Origin of the sequence: Devosia equisanguinis (assembly GCF_900631955.1) — a bacterium.
Lineage (GTDB): Bacteria > Pseudomonadota > Alphaproteobacteria > Rhizobiales > Devosiaceae > Devosia > Devosia equisanguinis.
Window position 1 is genome coordinate 1 of sequence record NZ_UZWD01000037.1, and the last position, 21170, is coordinate 21170.

The 21170-nt window shown below is 62.7% G+C and carries 16 protein-coding genes; 7 read left to right on the forward strand and 9 right to left on the reverse strand.

Annotation, left to right across the window (positions count from 1 at the left end; translation table 11 throughout):
• Positions 1–117: 117 nt before the first annotated feature.
• Positions 118–960 (reverse strand): cytochrome c4, encoded by an 843-nt coding sequence (locus DEVEQU_RS14810; protein ID WP_126151379.1) that lies wholly within the window; start codon positions 958–960, stop codon positions 118–120.
• Between the two features lie 143 nt (positions 961–1103).
• Between DEVEQU_RS14810 and ureC the strand changes: the two genes are divergently transcribed.
• From ureC to ureG, 7 genes are all read left to right on the forward strand, one after another.
• Entirely contained in the window at positions 1104–2813 is a 1710-nt protein-coding gene (gene ureC / locus DEVEQU_RS14815) for an urease subunit alpha (RefSeq protein ID WP_126151380.1), read from the forward strand.
• A gap of 93 nt (positions 2814–2906) precedes the next feature.
• Complete coding sequence (locus DEVEQU_RS14820) at positions 2907–3353, forward strand: MliC family protein (protein ID WP_164550426.1); 447 nt, start codon at positions 2907–2909, stop codon at positions 3351–3353.
• A 9-nt stretch (positions 3354–3362) separates the two neighbouring features.
• Positions 3363–3944: a hypothetical protein gene (locus DEVEQU_RS14825; protein WP_126151382.1), complete on the forward strand. Its 582-nt coding sequence runs from the start codon at positions 3363–3365 to the stop codon at positions 3942–3944.
• 5 nt (positions 3945–3949) lie between these two features.
• Complete coding sequence (locus DEVEQU_RS14830; protein ID WP_126151383.1) at positions 3950–4423, forward strand: urease accessory protein UreE; 474 nt, start codon at positions 3950–3952, stop codon at positions 4421–4423.
• Positions 4420–5076 (forward strand): urease accessory protein UreF, encoded by a 657-nt coding sequence (locus DEVEQU_RS14835; RefSeq protein ID WP_126151384.1) that lies wholly within the window; start codon positions 4420–4422, stop codon positions 5074–5076. The genes DEVEQU_RS14830 and DEVEQU_RS14835 overlap by 4 nt, the downstream gene beginning before the upstream one ends.
• Complete coding sequence (locus DEVEQU_RS14840; protein ID WP_126151385.1) at positions 5073–5504, forward strand: DUF3995 domain-containing protein; 432 nt, start codon at positions 5073–5075, stop codon at positions 5502–5504. The genes DEVEQU_RS14835 and DEVEQU_RS14840 overlap by 4 nt, the downstream gene beginning before the upstream one ends.
• Positions 5505–5518: 14 nt before the next feature.
• Positions 5519–6151 (forward strand): urease accessory protein UreG, encoded by a 633-nt coding sequence (gene ureG, locus DEVEQU_RS14845; protein ID WP_126151386.1) that lies wholly within the window; start codon positions 5519–5521, stop codon positions 6149–6151.
• Positions 6152–6578: 427 nt separating this feature from the next.
• Here the strand turns inward: ureG and glgX are convergent, their stop codons facing one another.
• From glgX to DEVEQU_RS14885, 8 genes are all read right to left on the reverse strand, one after another.
• Positions 6579–8582 (reverse strand): glycogen debranching protein GlgX, encoded by a 2004-nt coding sequence (glgX, locus tag DEVEQU_RS14850; protein WP_126151387.1) that lies wholly within the window; start codon positions 8580–8582, stop codon positions 6579–6581.
• A gap of 13 nt (positions 8583–8595) precedes the next feature.
• On the reverse strand, positions 8596–10227 hold the full coding sequence (locus DEVEQU_RS14855; RefSeq protein WP_126151388.1) for an alpha-D-glucose phosphate-specific phosphoglucomutase: 1632 nt from the start codon (positions 10225–10227) through the stop codon (positions 8596–8598).
• On the reverse strand, positions 10208–11668 hold the full coding sequence (gene glgA, locus DEVEQU_RS14860; RefSeq protein ID WP_126151404.1) for a glycogen synthase GlgA: 1461 nt from the start codon (positions 11666–11668) through the stop codon (positions 10208–10210). The genes DEVEQU_RS14855 and glgA overlap by 20 nt, the downstream gene beginning before the upstream one ends.
• A complete protein-coding gene (glgC, locus tag DEVEQU_RS14865; protein WP_126151389.1) occupies positions 11668–12939 on the reverse strand; it encodes a glucose-1-phosphate adenylyltransferase in 1272 nt (423 codons plus the stop codon). The genes glgA and glgC overlap by 1 nt, the downstream gene beginning before the upstream one ends.
• A gap of 55 nt (positions 12940–12994) precedes the next feature.
• The gene (gene glgB / locus DEVEQU_RS14870; protein ID WP_223214241.1) at positions 12995–15184 is read right to left on the reverse strand and encodes a 1,4-alpha-glucan branching protein GlgB; all 2190 of its coding nucleotides are present in this window, start codon (positions 15182–15184) and stop codon (positions 12995–12997) included.
• Between the two features lie 111 nt (positions 15185–15295).
• Positions 15296–17767: a glycogen/starch/alpha-glucan phosphorylase gene (locus DEVEQU_RS14875; protein WP_126151391.1), complete on the reverse strand. Its 2472-nt coding sequence runs from the start codon at positions 17765–17767 to the stop codon at positions 15296–15298.
• A 129-nt stretch (positions 17768–17896) separates the two neighbouring features.
• Positions 17897–19750 carry a monovalent cation:proton antiporter-2 (CPA2) family protein gene (locus tag DEVEQU_RS14880; protein ID WP_126151392.1) on the reverse strand — a complete coding sequence of 618 codons (1854 nt, stop codon included), beginning with the start codon at positions 19748–19750 and terminating at the stop codon, positions 17897–17899.
• An 89-nt stretch (positions 19751–19839) separates the two neighbouring features.
• Positions 19840–21087 carry an AI-2E family transporter gene (locus DEVEQU_RS14885; protein ID WP_164550427.1) on the reverse strand — a complete coding sequence of 416 codons (1248 nt, stop codon included), beginning with the start codon at positions 21085–21087 and terminating at the stop codon, positions 19840–19842.
• Between the last annotated feature and the right edge of the window lie 83 nt (positions 21088–21170).

Consider the following 21170-nt stretch of genomic DNA (forward strand, 5'->3'; position numbering starts at 1 on the left):
GGTGGGGGGTCGTTTAGCGATCCACTGATGGACCCCCTCCCTCGGTCCCTCCCCTCAAGGGGGAGGGAGGCGATAGAGCCCGAGGGCGGAGCGACGGAAGCCGCTGCGATCTGCCGCCTACTGGAACGGCTTGGGTTCGAGGCTGCGGAGATAGAGGATCAGCGCGGCCATATCGTCGGCGCTCATCCGGTCGTAATGCGGGTAGGACATGGGCGGGAACATCGCCACGTCGCCTGGACGCATGCCCTTGCGGATCATGGTTTCCACCTCTGCGTCGCTGAACTGGGCCAGCTCGGTCGGGGTGATATTGGCGGAAACCGAGGTGCCCCACGGCCCGTGGAATTCATTGCCGCCGGCCCCCAGCAGCGTCTCGAACTGCGGCGCGCCATTGGGGCCAAAGGGCGTGTGGCAAACCGTGCAATGGCCCAGCGGCCCGGCGAGATAGGCACCGTATTCGACGGTTACGCCAGCGGGCACATCGGCGACGCTGGTCACCGGTGGACCCCAGGCCGGCGGCAAGGGAATGCGATATTCGGACTTGCCGGGATCGTTTTCGACCGCCGGGATGCTGCGCAGATACATCACGATCGACGCCAGATCAGTGTCGGAAATGCCGTGATAGACCTCGAACGGCATGGGCGGCCCGATGATCGAGCCATCGGGGCGGACGCCTTCGCGAATGGCCCGGCCCAGTTCCTCATCGCTCCAGCCGGCGATTTCGCCCCCGGGGGTGATATTGGGCGCAATGGCGGTGAAAGCCTCGCTGTCCTCCACGACGCGCCCGCCCAGCGCCTTGCTCATATCCGGCCCATTCGGACCGAACGGGGTGTGGCAGCTGCCGCAGGCACCGATGGAGTTGACGATATAGTCGCCGCGCTCGACGCTCGGCTCGGCGGCCATGGCAGCACTTCCGGCAAGAAAGCCGGCACAGACAATTGTCGCGAATACCCTCAAGGTCATTTCAGCCTCTCTCCCTCCGAAACGGGAGCAAGAATAGGGCCGAAACAGATGGCCGTATATTTGAATATAGACCTCAGATTTGTTGCAGGAACCGGCGTCGCGCCGGTCCTTCCCACCGTCCCAGCCTGACCCGGAGCCATCCCATGCCCGCCCGCATTTCCCGCGCCACCTATGCCGATATGTATGGCCCGACCACCGGCGACAAGGTGCGCCTGGCCGATACCGAACTCTTCATCGAGGTGGAGAAGGATTTCACCATCTATGGCGAGGAGGTGAAGTTCGGCGGCGGCAAGGTGATCCGCGACGGCATGGGCCAATCGCAGCGCACGCGCGCCGAGGGCGCGGTCGATACCGTCATCACCAATGCGCTGATCGTTGATCACACCGGCATCTACAAGGCCGATATCGGGCTCAAGAACGGCGTGATCGTCGGCATCGGCAAGGCCGGCAATCCCGATACGCAGCCGGGTATCGACATCATCATCGGGCCCTCCACCGAGGCCATTGCCGGCGAAGGCAAGATCATCACCGCCGGCGGCATGGATGCCCATATCCATTTCATCTGCCCCCAGCAGATCGAGGAAGCGCTGATGAGCGGGGTCACCACCATGCTTGGCGGCGGCTCGGGCCCGGCCCATGGCACGCTGGCCACCACTTGCACTGGTGCTTGGCATATCGAGCGGATGATCGAGAGTTTCGATGCTTTCCCGATGAACCTGGCGCTGGCCGGCAAGGGCAATGCTTCTGTCCCTGCCCCGCTGGAAGAAATGATCCTCGCTGGCGCCTCCTGCCTCAAGCTGCACGAGGATTGGGGGACCACCCCCTCCGCTATCGACAATTGCCTCTCGGTCGCCGACGATTATGACGTGCAGGTGATGATCCACACTGACACGCTCAATGAAAGCGGCTTTGTCGAGGACACGGTGGGTGCCTTCAAGGGGCGCACCATCCATGCCTTCCACACCGAAGGCGCCGGTGGCGGCCATGCGCCGGATATCCTGAAGGTCGCGGGGCTGCCCAACGTCATCCCCTCCTCGACCAATCCGACCCGACCCTACACGCAGAACACCATTGCCGAACATCTCGACATGCTCATGGTCTGCCACCATCTCGACCAGTCCATCCCCGAAGACGTGGCCTTTGCCGAAAGCCGCATCCGCAAGGAAACCATCGCGGCGGAAGACATTCTTCATGACATGGGGGCGCTGTCGGTGATTTCGTCGGACAGCCAGGCCATGGGCCGCGTCGGCGAAGTGCTGATCCGCACCTGGCAGACCGCCGACAAGATGAAGCGTCAGCGTGGTCGCCTACCGGAGGAAAGCGGCAACAACGACAACTATCGCGTGCGCCGCTACATCGCCAAATACACCATCAATCCAGCCATCGCCCATGGCATGAGCCAGCATATCGGCTCGGTGGAAGTGGGAAAGCGCGCCGACCTCGTCCTGTGGAACCCCGCCTTCTTTGGCGTGAAGCCGGATATGGTGCTGCTGGGCGGTTCCATCGCTGCCGCGCCGATGGGCGACCCCAATGCCTCGATCCCCACGCCGCAGCCCATGCATTACCGGCCGATGTTCGGCGCCTATGGCAAGCTGGTCAGCCGCTCGTCGGTGGTGTTCATCTCGCAAGCGGCCCAAAATGCCGGCCTGCGCGGGCGGCTGGGGGTCGACAAGCAATTGCTGCCGGTGAGCAATACCCGTTCCGGCATCGGCAAGGCGGCCATGAAACTCAACACCGCCACTCCTGTCATCGACGTGCACCCCGAAACCTACGAGGTGCGCGCCGATGGGGTGCTGCTGACCTGCGAGCCGGCCACGGTCCTGCCCATGGCGCAGCGTTACTTCCTGTTCTAGAGGCGCAAAGCCTTGCCAGACCTCGCAATCGCCATGATTGTGGGGAGGGTCGAATCTGGGCGCTTCGCCCATTTTCGTCCCCTGGAGATCGCCATGACCAAGACCAGACTTCTGCTCGCCGCCACGTTCTCTACGCTGCTTGGCGCCGCCCCTGCTTTGGCGCAGAGCGAAACCCCCGTCGCACCGGCCACCAGTGAAACGCCGGCCCCGATCGCTGCGCCGGCGACGGCCTCGGCCGCCCTGACGCTGACGCTTGAAAGCACGGGCGATATCGAGCGCAATATCGTCGTCTATCAGTGCGAGAACGGCACGGCGCTCACCGTGCAATATATCAATGCCGCCCCCAATTTCCTCGCCATCGTGCCGGTGGACGGGCAGAACCATGTCTTTGCCACCACCATTTCCGGCTCCGGCGCCCGCTATGTCTCCGGCCCCTATGAATGGTGGAGCCACCAGGGCGAAGGCACGCTGCGCGACCTGATGCAGGACGAAAACGCCGCTCCGCTCGCCAGCTGCACCGAAACCGGTTCGACGCCCTAATACACGGCCATGGACCATTTCTCCGCAGCAGAAGTTTTTCCGCATATTCGTATTCTGCTGGGCACCGTCATTGGCCTTGGCCTGACGCGCCTGCTGATGAAGCTGGCAGGCTTCGTGCAGCATCCGGACAAAAATCCGCCATCGCTGCTGCACCTGCTCTGGGTCGGCTCGCTGATCATCGAGCTGGTGCTGTTCTGGTGGTGGCAATTGGCGCTTGTCCGGATCGAGACCTGGACCTTCGGCGTCACGATCTTCCTCGTCACCTATGCGATGATGCTGTTCTTCCTGTGTGCCCTGCTCTCACCGGACAGCATTGCCGAATATGACAGCTACGAACACTACTTTCTCAGCCGCAGGAAATGGTTCTTTGGCTTTTTTGCTGCAGTGGCCGTCCTTGACGTGATCGACACCCTCATCAAGGGGCCCGAACGGTTTGAGCGCATGGGACCGAGCTATCTCGCGCAGCCGTTGGGCGGCATTCTGGTGTGCATTCTTGGCTGGAACAGCAGGAGCCGGGCGGTGCACTTAACCATTGTCTGCGTGCACTATGTCTACCAACTCTTCCTTGTCTCACGATATTTCTACGGGTAATCGCCATGCCGCCACGGGTCAGTGAAATTTTGCCGCCTGGCAACGAGGCCAAAGATGCCTTTGACACCATCCGCCTCGACCACGACCAACGCCGCCTGCGCCGCAAGGTGCTGCGCCTCTCCGGTGGTAGCGAGATTCTACTGGATTTGCCGCAAACCGTAAGCCTCGAGCATGAGAGCCTGCTCAGGCTGGAAGATGGAAGGCTGGTGCAGGTGATCGCCGCCGAAGAACTGCTCTATGCTGTCCGCGCCAATGATGCTGGGCATCTGCTGCGGCTGGCCTGGCATATCGGCAATCGCCATACCCCGGCGCAGCTCGATCCCAACCGCATTCTCATCAAGCGCGACCATGTGCTCAAGACCATGCTCGAAGGGCTGGGCGCGACGGTCGAGACTGTCACCGAGCCTTTCTTCGCCGAGCATGGCGCCTATGCCCATGCCCATGGCGACACCAGCCACGCTTTGCTGAATCGCCGTTGAGCGCCGCGCTGCAAAAACTGCTGACCTGGTTGTCACCCGCCTTTCCAGTGGGCGCATTCGCCTGGTCCGCGGGCCTCGAAACCGCCATTGTCGATGGACGCGTGCACGACCGCGCCAGCGCCCAGGACTGGATTGCGGGCACGCTGCTGCATGGCGGGCTCAAGACCGATGCCATCCTTCTGGCCCACGCCCATGCCGGCCATAACGATCAGGCGCGGCTGACTGACCTGGCCGATCTCTGCCTCGCGCTTGCCCCGGCGCGCGAACGCCATGCCGAAACGGTTTTGACCGGCAATGCCTTCGTTCTCGCCAGCGCCGCCTGGCCGACCGACAGGCCGCTGACGCTGCCAAAACCCTGCCCATACTCGGTGGCGGTGGGGGCGTTGGCCGGTGCCCATCATATAGACACGCGCGACACGCTGATCGCCTTCCTCACGGCCACCGTGCATAGCCAGGTCTCGGTGGCAGTGCGGCTCGTGCCCATCGGACAGACCGATGGCCTCGCCATCATGGCGGCGCTGGAGCCGCAGGTGGCCGCGCTCGTCGATCTGTGCCAGCATGCCACACTGGACGATATCGGCAGCGTAGCCTATGGCGCCGATATCGCACAAATGCAGCACGAAACGCTGCCCACAAGGATATTCCGCTCATGAACATGTTCATCTCGTCCATGCTCTTCATTGCCCTGTTCGCGGTGTCCTTTGCCCATTTCATCTGGTCGCTGGGCCGCACCTGGCCGATCCGCGGCGAAAAGCTGCTGGCCCAGACCGTGGTGGGCACAGCCGGGATCGAACGCATGCCGCCGCGCTGGGCCTCGTTCGGCGTTTCGCTGTTCACACTGGGCACCGGCATCTATGCGCTGGCGCTGGCCGACCATGACAGCGGCGCCGAACTGATGACCGTGGGCGGCTTCGGCTTCGCGCTATTGTTCCTGGCGCGCGGCATCGTCGGCTATACTGCCTGGTGGGCGGCGCAGACGCCGGAACCCAATTTCCGCCTCAACGACCGGCGGGTCTATTCCCCGCTCTGCATCGCCATCGGCCTGGGCTTTGCCGCCCTTTCCATCATGCGTCTCATCTAGGACAGGAAGTGATCATGCCCAAAAGCCTCAACGGTCCCCTGCGCATCGGCATTGGCGGCCCCGTCGGGTCGGGCAAGACGACCTTATGCGAAATGCTGCTCAAGACCATGCGCGACCGCTATTCCATGGCCGTGGTCACCAATGACATCTATACCCGTGAGGACGCGCTGATCCTCGCACGGGTCCAGGCGATCTCCGAGGATCGCATTGTCGGGGTGGAGACCGGGGGTTGTCCGCATACCGCCATTCGGGAGGACGCCTCGCTCAACCTCGCTGCCATCGACGAGCTCAACCGCAAATTCCCCGATCTCGATATCATTCTGATCGAGAGCGGCGGCGACAATCTGGCGGCGACTTTTTCGCCGGATCTGGCCGATATCACCATCTATGTGATCTCGGTGGCCCAGGGCGAAAAAATCCCCCGCAAGGGCGGGCCGGCCATTTCCCGCTCCGACCTGCTGGTGATCACCCATGCCGACCTCGCGCCCTATGTCGGCGCGAGCCTTGAGGTCATGGAAAGCGACACCCAGAAGGTGCGCGACGGGCGGCCCTATGTGTTCACTGACCTGCTGCGGCGTGAAAGCCTCGATGAGATTATCGGCTTCATCGAAAAGCACGGCGGGTTCGCAGCGCAGGCGGCGGAGTAGAGGTGGCTTCAATGACGAAAGCCCCGCTGCTTCGGCAGTAGGGCTTTTCGGTTGTGTCAAAACAAGTTTGAAATCCGGTACTTCGTTATTGGGCTCTCGCCGTGCACCCCGGCCCTCTCATTAAGGGGGCAATATTTACTCTCAGCGCTTTCGCCTCCCTCCCCCTTGAGGAGAGGGATTGAGGGAGGGGGTCCATCAGTGGATCACTGAACCACCCCCACCCCGGCCCTCCCCTCAAGGGGGAGGGGGCGATGGAGCCGCGACAACCAGAACATAAAACGCTCTATGCTTCGACTCCTGATCTCTCTCCCTCTTGAGGCAGAGGGAGGCAACGTCCAGAGTCCACCTCAGTTTCAAACGGCATGGAGCGTTTCAGCGTTGAACTGAACTGGCCCCAAACCGATGTCACCCCGCCCCGGCCTGACGATCATGGCTGCGGACGCACCAAGGCGACCACCGACCGCGGTGACAGCGTCGCCGTGCCTTCGGTAAAGGCAATCTCGGCGTTTGGGTCGGACTGGATACCAACGGCCCAGTCGCCTTCCGGCAAGCGTACCACCACCGGTTCGATGCGGCGGTTAAACCAGATGAGCACTTCATCGTCCTTGTGGTGCAGGAGCATTCCGAGCACCGAGGCACTGGCATCGTTCCAGTCGCCCTCGTTCATCTCGCGACCATCCGGATGCAGCCACACCACATCGCGCGCCCCGTTGCGGTCCTGCCCGCTCAGGAAGTGATCGTGGATGAGGGCCGGATGCTCGTGGCGGAACACATTGAGGGCGGCGACAAAATTGACCAGGTCGCCATCGGCATTGTCCCAGTCCACCCAGGTGATCTCGTTGTCCTGAGCATAGGCATTGTTATTGCCCTGCTGCGTCCGGTAGAGCTCGTCGCCCTGCTGAATCAGCGGCGTGCCGCGCGACAGGAACAGGGTGGCCAGCATGGCGCGAACGTCGCGCTTGCGGGCGGTGTTGATGCCCTTGTCGTCGGTCTCGCCTTCGACGCCGCAATTCCAGGAGGAATTGTGGTTATGGCCATCGCGATTGTTCTCGCCATTGGCGTCATTGTGCTTGTCGTTGTAGCTGACGAGATCGCGCAGGGTGAACCCGTCATGCACGGCCAGCATGTTGACGCCATGGCTGGGCTTGCGGCCGGCCACGTCGAAAATCTCAGCGGAGCCGGCAACCTTGCCCGCCAAGGCACCGATCTTGGCCGGCTCGCCCTTCCAGAAGGCGCGGATTTCGTCGCGATAGGTGTCGTTGTGCTCCTGGAACTCCTGACCGAACTTGCCCAGGGCATAGCCGCCCGGACCCGGATCCCAGGGCTCGGCGACCAGGATCGCCTTGCTCAGCACCGGATCGGCCTTGATCTTCTGGAGCATCTCAGCTTCCGGATTGAAACCGGGATCGCGGCCGAGCACTGTGGCGAGATCGAAGCGGAAGCCGGAGACGCCGAGCTCTTCGACATAGTAGCGCAGGCTGTCGATGACGAGGCGCTGCACCGCCGGATGGTCGCAGCGCAGGGTGTTGCCGGTGCCGGTATCGTTGACCAGGAACTTCTTCCCGTCGACTTCGACAAAGCGGTAATAGGTCTGCGGGTCGAGGCCCATCATCGAGAGGATCGGGCCCTGCGCATCGCCTTCGCCGGTGTGATTGTAGACCACGTCGAGGATCACCGAGATACCGGCCTTGCGATAGGTGTCAGTCATCACCCGCAATTCCTGCGGGCCGCGCGGGGCCAGGCGCGGATCGACGGCGAAATAGGCGACCGGATTATAGCCCCAGGCATTGGTCAGCCCGAGCGCCGGCAGATGGCCTTCGTCGATCCATGCGGCCGTGGGCATCAACTGGACCGTGTCGACGCCGAGATGCTTGAAGTGGTCGACCACCCATTTCGTGGTCATGCCGGCGATGGTGCCGCGCAGCGGACCCTGCACCGAAGGGTGGCGCATGGTGAAGCCGCGGACATTGACCTCGTAGAACAGGCCCGGAGCCTTCTTACGGGGCAGGATCGGCTCATTGGCCGCGCCGGGAACGATGGCCTTGGGCACCAGCGGCGCCGTATCGACGGCCTCTTCGCGGCTCAGCCGCAGACGCGGCGAGCGGACGAAGACGCGGTCGAGATGACGGGCATAGGGATCGACCAGAAGCTTGTTCGGATCGAAGAAAAAGCCCTGGTCTGGATCATAGGGACCATCGGCGCGCAGGCCATAGCGCGCGCCGGCGCCGACATTGGCGACGAGCCCGGCATGTATATTGTCCTCATGCACGTCGAGCTCGAACCGGCCAATTTCCTGGTCGAGATCGTCGAAGATGCAGACCCAGATAGCGGTCGCGCTTTCCGAGTAGACGGCAAAATTGACGCCATCGGGCGTCACCGTCGCACCGAGGTTTTCGGTGCGTCCGGCATGCGGGACCAGTTCAGGTTTCATAGACAGGGCCGATCTAGGTAATGACGCTGGGCTCGGTGCGTTGGGTTCGTGCCTTGACCCCGGCAAGCCGCTCGCAAAGCTCGATGAGAGGTTGGAGGGCTGACTGGGTGTCGAGATCGTGGTTTCCATCGGCGGGCTCATATCGTTCGAGGTAGAGCCGCAACGTGGCGCCCACAGTGCCGGTTCCAGACAGGCGCAGGACTATTCGCGAGCCATCGGTAAAGCCGATGCGAATGCCCTGTTTGGCGCTGGTCGAGCCGTCCACCGGGTCGTGATAGGTAAAGTCGTCGGCATAGGCGACTTCGAGTCCGTCGAACACCTGACCGGGCAGGCTCGCCAGGCGCCCGCGCAGATCATCGACCAGGGCATTGGCAATGGCCGCGTCTACTTCCTCATAGTCGTGGCGCGTATAGTAATTTCGCCCATAGGTCGCCCAATGTTCGCGCACGATCTGATCGACGCCCTGCTTGCGCACGGCGAGGATATTGAGCCAGAGCAGCACGGCCCAGAGGCCATCCTTTTCGCGCACATGGTCGGAACCGGTGCCGGCGCTTTCCTCGCCACAAATGGTGACGCGGCCGGCATCGAGCAGATTGCCGAAGAACTTCCAGCCGGTGGGCGTCTCGTGCATTTCGATGCCGAGTTTTTCGGCCACGCGATCGGCGGCAGCGCTGGTGGGCATGGAGCGGGCGATACCGGCAATGCCACCCTTGTAGCCAGGCGCCAGATGCGCATTGGCCGCAAGCAGCGCCAGCGAGTCCGAGGGCGTGACGAACCGGTTCTTGCCGATAATCAGGTTGCGGTCGCCATCGCCATCCGAGGCCGCGCCGAAATCTGGACCGGCCTCGGTCATCAGCAGGTCGAACATGTCCTTGCAATAGACTAGGTTCGGATCGGGATGGCCGTCATTGAAGCTGGGCGAAGGCACGCCATTGATCACCGTGCCCTTGGGTGCGCCCAAAATGCCCTCGAGAATGGCATGCGCATAGGGGCCGGTCACGGCGTGCATGGCGTCGAAGGTCATTCGGAAACCACCCGCGAACAGCGCGCGAATGGCGTCGAAATCGAACAGCGTCTGCATCAGCGCCGCATAATCGGTGACCGGGTCGATGACCTCGACGGTCATATCACCGACCTTCTGGGTGCCGATGGTGCCCAGATCGATGTCGGGCGTGTCCTCGCTCTTATAGCTATCGATCACCTTGGAGCGGGCAAAGACGGCGTCGGTGATCTTTTCCGGCGCCGGGCCGCCATTGCCGATATTGTACTTGATGCCGAAATCGCCGTCCGGGCCGCCGGGATTGTGGCTGGCTGAGAGCACCAATCCGCCAAAGGCCTGGTAGTGGCGGATTATATTGCTGGCCGCCGGCGTCGAGAGCAGGCCGCCCTGCCCCACCAGCACCCTGCCGAAGCCATTGGCGGCGGCAATGCGGATGGCCTTCTGGATGGCGACATCGTTGTAGAAGCGCCCATCGCCGCCGATCACCAGCGTCTGCCCGGCAAAGCCTTCGAGGCTATCGAAGATCGCCTGGATGTAGTTCTCGACATAATTGGGCTGCTGCCAGACGGTGACGCGCTTGCGCAGGCCCGACGTACCGGGTTTCTGGTCAGAGAAGGGGGTGGTGTTAATCGTCTGCACTGTCATCTGTCGAAAGTCCGATCAATGAGGCATAGAGCTGGGCATAGCGGGCCGCGCTGGTTGCCCAGCTAACATCCGACTTCATCCCGCGCCTCTGCATTTTTTTCCAGGATTTCTCGTCCGCATAGAGCGCCAGCGTGCGCCTGATGGCGTCCGCCAAGGCGGTTTCGCTGGGCGGAGCGAATTGCACGCCAGTTGCAACCTCGGCCTGCAGCGCTGCCACATTGGCGTCGATCACCGTGTCGTTGAGGCCGCCGACGCGACTGACCAGCGGCACGCAACCATAGCGCAGGGCGTAGAGCTGGGTGAGACCGCAGGGTTCGAAGCGCGAGGGCACCATCATCACATCGGCGCCGCCCTGGACGAGATGGCTGAGCTTTTCATTATAGCCGGTGACCAGCCCCACCCTGCCGGGATGGCGCATGGTGGCGCTGCGCACCGCATTTTCGAGCTCGGCGTCGCCCGATCCCAGTACCGCCAGCTGCGCGCCTTCGGCGACCATGAGGTCGATATTGGCGGCAAGAAGGTCGATGCCCTTCTGCCAGGTGAGGCGACTGACCACCGCAAAGAGCGGACCATCGGCCGGGTCGAGCCCGAACGCCTCCTGAACGGCACGCTTGTTGGCGAGCCGGTTCTGGATGGTGCTGGCCGAATAGGTCTGGGCCAGTGCCGTGTCGGTGGCCGGATTCCAGGCATCCATGTCGATGCCATTCAGCACGCCGAAGACGGTGGCCGAGCGGTTGTTGAGCAGGCCCTCGAGCCCCATGCCGAAGGCGGGAGTGCGGATTTCACCGGCATAGCTTGGCGACACGGTGGTCACCACATCGGCGCATTCGACGCCGGCCTTGAGATAGCCGACGCCACCGTAATATTCGACGCCCTCAACCGAAAAGGCGTGCTCGGGCAAGCGCAGCTGGCCGAAAATCTCGGCCCCGAACGTGCCCTGGAACGCCATGTTGTGGACGGTCATCACCGTCTTGAGCGTGGATGAAGGGCCGTATTTGACATAGGCCGGCACCAGCCCTGCCTGCCAGTCATGGGCGTGGATGACCTGCGGGCGATAGCCTTCGACGAGGCCAAGCCCCAATTCCGACGCCACCCAGGACAGGGCCGCAAACCGCTTCCAATTGTCAGGCCAGTCCCAGCCTTCTGGCCCCACATAGGGATTGCCGGGCCGGTCATAAAGCGCGGGCGCATCGAGCACGATGAGGTCGAGCCCATCCACCCGGCCGGCGACCAGCCGGCCCCGAACGCCGAAGAGATCGGCAAAGCTGGCAACCTCGCGGCCGCCGCTGAGCCTGGCCATGACCGCGGGATAACCGGGAACCAGCGTGCGCATGGTCACCCCGGAGCCGCTCAGCGCGCCCGGTAGGGCCCCGGCCACATCGGCCAGGCCCCCGGTCTTGATCAGTGGATAGACTTCCGAGGTTACGGAAAGGACTTCGATCATCGGTCGGCCAGGTAGCGATTGACCATGGCCTGGGTGATGAGCGTCACCCCCTCTTCGGTGCGGCGGAACCACTTGGCGTCGAATTCAGGATCCTCGCCCACCACCAGCCCCTCAGGGATGGAGACACCGCGATCGATCACCACCTTCTTGAGCCGCGCATTGCGCCCGATATCGCAATAGGGCAGCACCACTGCCTCTTCGAGCACCGAATAGGAATGCACACGGCTGCCCGTCGAGAGCAGCGTGCGCTGCAGATGGCCGCCCGAGATGATGCAATCGCCCGAGACCAGCGAGTTCACGGCGGAGCCGCGGCGTCCGTCGAAATCGTGCACGAACTTGGCCGGCGGGGTGATCTCGGCATAGGTCCAAATCGGCCAGTCGCGGTCATAGAGATCGAGCTGCGGATTGATGTCGGTCAGGTCGATATTGGCCTTCCAATAGGCATCGACCGTGCCCACGTCGCGCCAATAGGCGACGGTTTCATTGCTGGAGCGGACGCAGGAGCGGGTGAACCGATGCGCCCAGGCGGTGCCGTTCTTGACGATATAGGGAATGATGTCCTTGCCGAAATCGCGGCTGGAGCCTTCGGTGGCAGCGTCGCGGCGCAGCTGTTCCATGAGGAAGCGCGTCTCGAACACATAGATGCCCATCGAGGCCAGCGCCATTTCCGGCTTGTCGGGGATGCCCGGCGGGTCCTTGGGCTTCTCGACGAAATCGATCACCCGGTCGCGTCCATCCACATGCATGACGCCGAAGCCGGTTGCTTCCATGCGGGGCACTTCCAGACACCCGATGGTCACGTCGGCGCCGGTGTCGACATGCTGGCGGAGCATGATTTCGTAGTCCATCTTGTAGATATGGTCGCCCGCCAGGATGACGATATAGCGGGCGCCGTAATCCTCGATGATGTCCATGTTCTGGTACACGGCGTCGGCAGTGCCAGCATACCACATATCCTCGGCCACGCGCTGGGAGGCGGGCAGCACGTCAAAGCTCTCGTTACGCTCCTGGCGCAGAAAGTTCCAGCCGCGCGACAGGTGACGGATAAGACTGTGCGCCTGATATTGGGTCGCCACGGAAATACGTCGAATGCCCGAATTGATGGCATTGGACAAAGCAAAGTCGATGATGCGCGACTTGCCGCCGAAATAGACGGCCGGCTTGGCGCGCCGGTCGGTCAGTTCCATCAGCCGCGTGCCGCGGCCACCGGCCAGCACATAGGCCATTGCCTCACGCGCCAGCGGCGATGGTACACGATAATCTGCCATTTAAGTTCCCTCCACTACTGTCCGGATTGAACCGGAACGTATGCGCCCGAGCCGGTCATTCCGGCTCAAATTTGAGAAACAGCGTTGCCAGCGGCGGCAGGTAGATCTCTGCCTCCGCCGACCAATGCCGCCCCTCAACGGCCTTGGCCACAACTGCACCCTGGTTCCCGGTGTTCCCGCCGGCATACCAGCCGGCATCGGTATTGATGCGTTCCACCCAGCGCCCCGCCAATGGCATGGGCACCTTGTAGCCGCTGCGCGGCACAGGGGTGAGATTGGTGATGACGAGCACCGGATCGGCACCCGGCGCCTTGCGCAGCCAGGCCAGCACCGAATTGGCGTGGTCATTGGCATTGACCCATTCGAACCCATCCGGCTCGCAATCGCGTTCATGCAGGGCCGGCAGGCTGCGATAGGCGGCGTTGAGATCGGAGACCAGCCGCCGCATGCCTTCATGGGGCGCCGAATCCAGCAGCCACCAGTCGAGCGCCTTGCCCTCGGCCCATTCCTCGCGCTGGGCGAATTCCTGGCCCATGAACAACAGTTTCTTGCCCGGATAACCCCACATAAAGGCGAGATAAGCGCGCAGATTGGCGAATTGCTGCCAGTCGTCGCCCGGCATCTTGTTGAGCAGCGAACCCTTGCCGTGCACCACCTCGTCATGGCTGAGCGGCAGCACGAAGTTTTCGCTATAGGCATAGACCATGCCGAAGGTCAGGTCGTTGTGGTGGAAGCGACGATGGATCGGATTACGGCTCATGTAACGCAGCGTGTCGTTCATGAAGCCCATGTTCCACTTGAACCCGAAGCCCAGCCCGCCTGCAAAGGTGGGGGCGCTGACGCCGGGCCAGGAGGTGGATTCCTCGGCGATCATGAAGGCGCCGGGAAACTGCGCATAGACCTCGGCATTGACACGCTGCAGGAACGCCACCGCTTCCAGGTTCTGGTTGCCGCCATGCTTGTTGGGCACCCATTCCCCCGGCTGGCGGGAATAGTCGAGATAGAGCATCGAGGCCACCGCATCGACGCGTAGCCCGTCGATATGGAATTTCTCGAACCAGAACAGCGCATTATTGGTGAGGAAGGACGAGACTTCCTTGCGCCCGAAATTGTAGATCGCGGTATTCCAGTCGGGGTGGAACCCCTGGCGCGGATCGGCATGCTCGTAGAGCGCGGTACCGTCGAAATGGCTGAGGCCATGGGCATCGGTTGGGAAATGTGCCGGCACCCAGTCGAGGATGACGCCAAGACCGGCCTCATGCGCGGCATTGACCAGCCGGGCAAAGCCGGCCGGATCGCCGAAACGCGCGGTGGGCGCAAACAGACCGGTGGGCTGGTAACCCCAGCTCGGATCGAAAGGATGCTCGGAAATGGGAAGGAATTCGAGATGGGTATAGCCCATGTCGGCGACATAGGGCACCAGCTGTTCGGCAAGCTGGTCGTAGCTCAGGAACGAGCCATCCGGCCGGCGGCGCCAGGAGCCCAGATGCACCTCGTAGATGGACATCGGCGTGCGCCGCCAATCATGGGTGGCGCGCTCTTCCATATATTTCTGGTCGGTCCAGGTGAAGGGCGTGGGATCGGGCACGATCGAGGCCGTGCGTGGCCGCAGCTCGGCCTGGCGGGCAAAGGGGTCGGCCTTGAGCGGCAGGACCTGGCCGTTGGGCCCGACGATTTCGTATTTGTAGATGGTGCCGGTGCCCAGCACCGGAATGAACACTTCCCAGATGCCCTGTCGGTTGCGCATCGGATGGCGGCGGCCATCCCAGTTGTTCCAGGGCCCGACGACCGAGACGCGCTGGGCATTGGGCGCCCAGACGGCGAAATGGGTGCCGTGGATGCCCTCGAATTCCATTTCGTGGGCGCCCAGCTTGTCGAACAGGCGCAGATGACTGCCTTCACCGATATAGTAGTCATCCATGGGCCCGAGCACCGGCCCGAAGGAATAGGGATCGAAGACATCCCAGTCGCCACCGGCATTGCCGGCGCGATAGCGAATGGGCTGGGGCTGGTCGACCGCCACCTTGCCTTCGAAGAAGCCGGCGGCATGGCGCGGATAGAGATGGCCCAGTTCCTTGCCGTCGAGCGTAAAGGCCGTCAGCGTTTCGGCATGCGGCACGAAGGCCCGCAGCACCCAGACGCCATCGACTTGATGCAGTCCGAGAAAGGCGAAGGCATTGGGGTGGCGCCCCGCCACCACTGCCTCGACTTCCCAGCCCTCGGCCTGCCAGTTTTCCTTGCTCACGCCTATACTCCCCCTGTGGCCTGTCAGGCGTAACGCCTCAGACCCTCATACAGATGCTCGGTGGCGGGCCTGATTTCTCGTGTCAGCCTCTGCCCGCACACCCTGCTCATTTTACGCTGTCGGCACGTTCCAGATATCGGCCGCATATTGCCGGATGGTGCGATCGGACGAGAAGAAACCGACGCTGGCGGTGTTGCGGATCGCGATGGCGTTCCACTTGGACCGATCGCGCCAGATGGCGTCCACCTTGGCCTGAGCGGCGCAGTAAGCGTCGAAATCGCGGGCCACCATGAACCAGTCATGGTCGTAAAGCCCGCCCACCAGATCGCGATAGCGATGCGGATCGTCCGGCGAGAACACGCCCGAGGCGATGGAATCGAGCACTTCGCGCAGGCGCGGCGAGGCATCGATCACCGAACGCGGCACTTCCGACCGGCCACGCCGCTCTTCGACCTCTTCGGTGGAGAGGCCGAAGATGACGATATTGTCGGCCCCCACTTCCTTGTGCATCTCCACATTGGCGCCGTCCATGGTACCGATGGTAAGCGCGCCATTGGCCATGAACTTCATGTTGCCGGTGCCCGAGGCTTCCATGCCCGCCGTGGAAATTTGCTCGGAGAGATCGGCACCCGGAACGATGATTTCCGCCAGGCTCACATTGTAGTTCGGTAGGAACACCACCTTGAGCAGGCCGCGCACGGCCGGATCATTGTTGATGACCCGCGCCACGTCGTTGATCAGCTTGATGATCAGCTTGGCATTCCAATAGCTGGGCGCCGCCTTGCCGGCGAAAATCTTGACGCGCGGCACCCATTCCCGTTCCGGATGCGCGCGGATGTCGTCATAGAGCGCCACCGCATGCAGCACGTTGAGCAGCTGCCGCTTGTATTCATGGATGCGCTTGATCTGCACATCGAACAGCGCCTCGGGCGACACCGTGATATTGACGCGATCCTTGATCAGCCGCGCCAGGCGCCGCTTGTTCTCGAGCTTGATGGCAGCGAATTGCTGCTGGAAGCCGGGGTCCTCGGCGCTGGGCAACAGGCCCTTGAGCTTGTCGGTGTCGTCGAGGAAATCGGGACCGATCCGCTCGCTGATCAGCTTGGTGAGGCTGGGATTGCACTGCATCAGCCAGCGGCGCGGCGTGATGCCATTGGTCTTGTTGTTGATGCGCTCGGGGTAGAGCTTGTGCAGGTCGGCAAAAACCGTCTGCTTCATCAACTCGGTATGCAGCGCCGAAACGCCATTGATCGAATGCGAGCCGACAAAGGCCAGCTGGCCCATACGCACGCGGCGGCCACCGTTTTCGTCGATCAGCGACACCGCGGCAATCTGCTGATCGGTGAAGCCGACGCGGGTGCGCGCCTCGGTCAGAACTTCGGCATTGATCTGATAGACGATCTGCATGTGGCGCGGCAAAAGCCGCTCCAGCAGCGCCACAGGCCAGCTCTCGAGGGCCTCTGGCAGGAGCGTGTGGTTGGTGTAGCCGAACGTGCCCTTGGTGAGCTTCCAGGCATAATCCCATTTGAGGCCATGCTCATCGATGAGGATGCGCATCAGTTCGGCCACCGAGATCGCCGGATGAGTATCGTTGAGCTGGATGGCCACCTTGTCGGGCAGCGAGCCCAGATCGCCATATTGCTGCAAATGCCGGCGCACGATGTCCTGCAGCGAGGCCGAGGAGAAGAAGAACTCCTGGCGCAGGCGCAATTCCTGACCCGCAGGGGTGGAATCGGCCGGATAGAGCACGCGAGTGATCGCTTCGGCCTTGGAGCTTTCCTCCAGCGCGCCGATATGGTCGCCCGAATTGAACTTGTCGAGCAGGATGGGGTCGATGGGCTGCGCGCTCCAGAGGCGCAGGGTGTTCACCCGCGCACCGCGCCAGCCCACGATCGGTGTGTCATAGGCGACCGCGAGCAGGTGCTCATTGGGCTGCCATTCCTGGCGCACCTCTCCATCGGGATCGGTGACCGGCTCGACATGACCGCCAAAGCCGACCTCATAGGCGCTTTCGCGGCGTTCGAACTCCCAGGGATTGCCGTGGGCGAGCCAGTCTTCCGGCAGTTCGACCTGCCAGCCTTCGCTCATTTCCTGGCGGAACAGGCCGTGGACATAACGGATGCCATAGCCATAGGCGGGAATACCGACCGAGGACATGGATTCGAGAAAGCAGGCGGCCAGACGGCCGAGGCCGCCATTGCCCAGCGCCGCATCGGGCTCCATGTTGATCAGGTCACCCAGATCGACATTGAGGTTCTTGAGCGCCTGCTGCACCGGCTCCATCAGGCCCACATTGCTCATCGCATCGCGCATGAGCCGGCCGATCAGGAATTCGAGGCTGAGGTAATAGACGCGCTTATGCGACGTCCGCCAGGTTTCGCGCGACGACTCCATCCAGCGGTCCATGATGCGATCGCGCACGGCCAGGATGGTGGCGCGCAACCAGTCATGCGGACGGGCGACAATGGGATCCTTGCCGACCGAATAGATCAGCCGTTCGAGGATTTCGGCCTGGATGGCCTCAACAGTCGTCGCACGGCGTTCGGGCGTAGGGGCATCGTAGACGATCGGCTTTTGCGGCATCACGCGATCCAGTGTTCATAACGATATTCCCCTCAGAATACGGCTAGTCTTGCACTTTATTTGTGCACGGAAAAGCCCCCTCGCATTGCCCATGTCGAAAGGGCTCTCCCGGCGCAAAATGCGTCCACTTCAGTTCTGCGTTGCCTTGCTGACACTGGCCTGGGCGCGCGCCTCGGTCGCGGCGGGATCGACAGCCACGCCACTTTCGCGTGCCTGATCGACCGCGTTGGAGAGCAGCAGATCGCGTCCGGCCTGCAATCCACCCAGCAATTGCGCTTCGAATCGCATGCGGTCGCGCTGCCGAAGTCCTTCTACCGCCTGTTCGATTTCCAACTCGTCTGCGCCCATGATGCGAATGGCCTGCGAGCCGAAGGCGATGGCGGATTCGAAGGTTTCGCGCAGCTCATACTCGACGCCGATCTCGCGCAGCTCCAGCGCATGGCCGCGGTCGAAGGAGCGAACCATGACCTTGGCCAGCGGGAACTCGTGGCGCATCAGCTCTGCAATCCGGCTGGAGGCGGTCTTGTCGTTGACGCAAATGAGCACCAGCTCTGCATGGGCCGCACCGGCGGCATGCAGAATATCGAGCCGCGTACCGTCGCCATAATAGACCTTGAAGCCGAAAGTGGCGGCAGCCTGGATCATCTCCACATCATTGTCGATGATCGAGATCCCATGCCCTTGCCCCAGCAGCGCCTGGCTGGCGATCTGCCCGAAGCGGCCAAAGCCGATCAGCAGCACCCGTTCCTCCAGGCCCTCGGCGACATCGACGCCATCGAGTGACTGCACCTTCTTGGGCATCAGCCGGCGCATCGGAATCAGCGCGAATGGCGTGATCACCATTGAGAGGATGACGGTCGCCGTGAAGATGGCATTGGAGGGTCCGTCGATGAGCCCGGAAGACACGGCAGTGGTGTAGAGCACGAAGGCGAATTCGCCGCCCTGCCCCATCAGCACGGCCCGCTCCAGCGCTTCGCCATGATCGGACTTCAGCAGCCGGGCGATGACATAGATGGCCAATGCCTTGACCAGCATGAAAGCAACGACGGCCAGCGCGATCACCTGCCAGTTGGCGGCAACGATATCGAGTTCCAGCGACATGCCCACGGCGAGGAAGAAAAGGCCGAGCAGCAGCCCGCGAAATGGCTCGACATCGGCCTCGAGCTGGTGGCGGAAGGTAGAGGTGGAGAGCAGCACGCCGGCGAGAAACGCACCCATGGCCATGGACAGCCCGCTGATCTGGAACAACAGTGCCGCCCCCAGCACCACCAGCAATGCCGCCGCCGTCATCACTTCACGGACCCGGGCCTGCGCCAAAAGCCCGAAGAACGGGTTCATGATGCGTCGTCCGAGGAAGATCAGCAGTAGAATGGCACCGATGGCGCCGCCGAAACCGGCAAGACGCGTCAGAAGGCTCGCATCGCCGGTTGAAGGCGCGAGCAGCGCCACCACAGCCAGAAGCGGCACGATGGCGAGGTCTTCGAGCAACAGGATCGACACCATTTTCTGGCCGCTATCGCTGGCCAGTTCGCCGCGTTCGCCCAGGATCTGCATGACGATGGCGGTGGAGGTGAGCACAAAGCCCATGCCGAACACGAACGCCACTACCGGGGTGAAGCCGAGCAGAACGCCGACGCCAGTCAGCAGTGCGCCGCATATGCTCACCTGCACCACGCCGAGCCCGAATATCTGCTTGCGCAGCGCCCAGAGCTTGGACGGCTCCATTTCGAGGCCGATGATGAACAGGAACATCACCACACCCAGCTCGGCCAGATGCAGCACCGAAGCCGGATCCGTGATCAGCCCGATCCCAGAGGGGCCGAGCAGCAGGCCGGCGGCGAGATAGCCCAGCACCGAACCCAGACCCAGCCGCTTGAAGATAGGCACCGCCACAACGCCGGCGGCAAGCAGCGCCACCACCGGGATAAGGTCGATGCCGCCATGCGCGGCCTCCGCCACATGCACTGCAACTTCGCCTGCCATAGACAACATCCTCAGAAATCGGGATGTGAGAGTGCTCGCACCGCCCCGTAATCGTCAAGCGGCACGAGGGCATGGCAGACAGGCAAGTGTCAGGCGGGTTCGACACCAGTGGGCGCGGTGCCCTCTGGCGGCGCCAAGCGCTCCTTCTTGCGCGGATCGGCCTCTTCCTCCTGCTTCTGCTCCTTGATCGCCTGCGCCGCATTGGCCAGCAATTCCTGGCGCGCAGTCATGCCGCGGGTGCGCCGCACCGGGCGCTTGGGCGTCACCGGCTTGCTGGGCAAAGCATGGGAAATGATCGAGGTGGCGATGAGCAGGGTCGGCACGGCGATCAAGCCGCCCACCGGACCCCAGGCCCAGAGCCAGAAGGTGATGGACAGAAAAATGATGAAGGGATTGAGGGTCAGCGTGCGGCCGATGAAATGCGGCGTAACGATCTGCCCCTCGACAAAGTTGATGCCCATATAGCAGAGCGCCGGCAGCACGATCTGCTCGATATTGGTCTGGGTGCCCAGGCCAACCGCCACCAGCACCAGGATCATGATGCCCTGCCCCACATAGGGGATGTAGTTCAACACTGCCGCCATGGCGCCCCACAGCAGCGGCGAGGGCATGCCGATGATCCACATGGCCAGCGTCACTGCACAGCCGACGCAGAAGTTGATCATGGTGATGGACAGCAGGAACCGGCTGACCTTCTGTTCGACATCACGGAAGACATGCGCCGTGCGCCAGCGCATGCGACGGGTGACGCAGAGCGACAGCACCGAGATGCGAATGTGGTCGCGGGTGGCGACGAAGAAATAGAGGCTGGCGAGAAAGATCAGCCCCTGGGCCAGCATGGCCGGGGCGAGCATGGCGACGCTGGTGACGGTACTGCCATCCTCGACGGTGACCGCCATGGCCGAACCTGAGCCCAGCACTTCGCCGACCTGCGACTGAAAATCACTGATCGCCTGCAGCGGCTCGCGGAAATTGGCCAGCTGCCCCTGCAGCTTCGACCAGATCAACGGCGCCCGGGCCACCCATTCGCTGAGCGGCACGGCGAACAGCACCGCGAAACTGAAGATGACGCCGAGCAGGAGGAGCACCACCACTGCCGCCGATAAAGCCGGCGGCACGCCCCATCCTTCGACGCGATCTGCCACCGGGCCGAACATCAAGCCGACAACCACGGCCAGCGTCACCGGCGCCAGAAACACCTGCCCCAATTGCAGCATAACCAGCAGCACAGCGACGCCGATAAACACCAATGCCAGTCGGGCGATATTGTTGAGCACACGCTCGAACTGGCTTTCGTCCATGTCGCTGGCAAGCGGGCGTGCCGGGGTGCGGCTCATTTCAGGTCCTGGTGCTGTGCAGATGGCCATTAACGTTCGCTCAACGCTTTCGTTCCGAGACCGCGCACCCCGTCGACCTGAGC

Coding starts and splice junctions, on each gene's coding strand:
- DEVEQU_RS14810 (WP_126151379.1), bottom strand. CDS start 960: ATGACCTTGAGGGTATTCGCGACAATTGTCTGTGCCGGCTTTCTTGCC.
- ureC (WP_126151380.1), top strand. CDS start 1,104: ATGCCCGCCCGCATTTCCCGCGCCACCTATGCCGATATGTATGGCCCG.
- DEVEQU_RS14820 (WP_164550426.1), top strand. CDS start 2,907: ATGACCAAGACCAGACTTCTGCTCGCCGCCACGTTCTCTACGCTGCTT.
- DEVEQU_RS14825 (WP_126151382.1), top strand. CDS start 3,363: ATGGACCATTTCTCCGCAGCAGAAGTTTTTCCGCATATTCGTATTCTG.
- DEVEQU_RS14830 (WP_126151383.1), top strand. CDS start 3,950: ATGCCGCCACGGGTCAGTGAAATTTTGCCGCCTGGCAACGAGGCCAAA.
- DEVEQU_RS14840 (WP_126151385.1), top strand. CDS start 5,073: ATGAACATGTTCATCTCGTCCATGCTCTTCATTGCCCTGTTCGCGGTG.
- ureG (WP_126151386.1), top strand. CDS start 5,519: ATGCCCAAAAGCCTCAACGGTCCCCTGCGCATCGGCATTGGCGGCCCC.
- glgX (WP_126151387.1), bottom strand. CDS start 8,582: ATGAAACCTGAACTGGTCCCGCATGCCGGACGCACCGAAAACCTCGGT.
- DEVEQU_RS14855 (WP_126151388.1), bottom strand. CDS start 10,227: ATGACAGTGCAGACGATTAACACCACCCCCTTCTCTGACCAGAAACCC.
- glgC (WP_126151389.1), bottom strand. CDS start 12,939: ATGGCAGATTATCGTGTACCATCGCCGCTGGCGCGTGAGGCAATGGCC.
- DEVEQU_RS14875 (WP_126151391.1), bottom strand. CDS start 17,767: ATGCCGCAAAAGCCGATCGTCTACGATGCCCCTACGCCCGAACGCCGT.
- DEVEQU_RS14880 (WP_126151392.1), bottom strand. CDS start 19,750: ATGGCAGGCGAAGTTGCAGTGCATGTGGCGGAGGCCGCGCATGGCGGC.
- DEVEQU_RS14885 (WP_164550427.1), bottom strand. CDS start 21,087: ATGAGCCGCACCCCGGCACGCCCGCTTGCCAGCGACATGGACGAAAGC.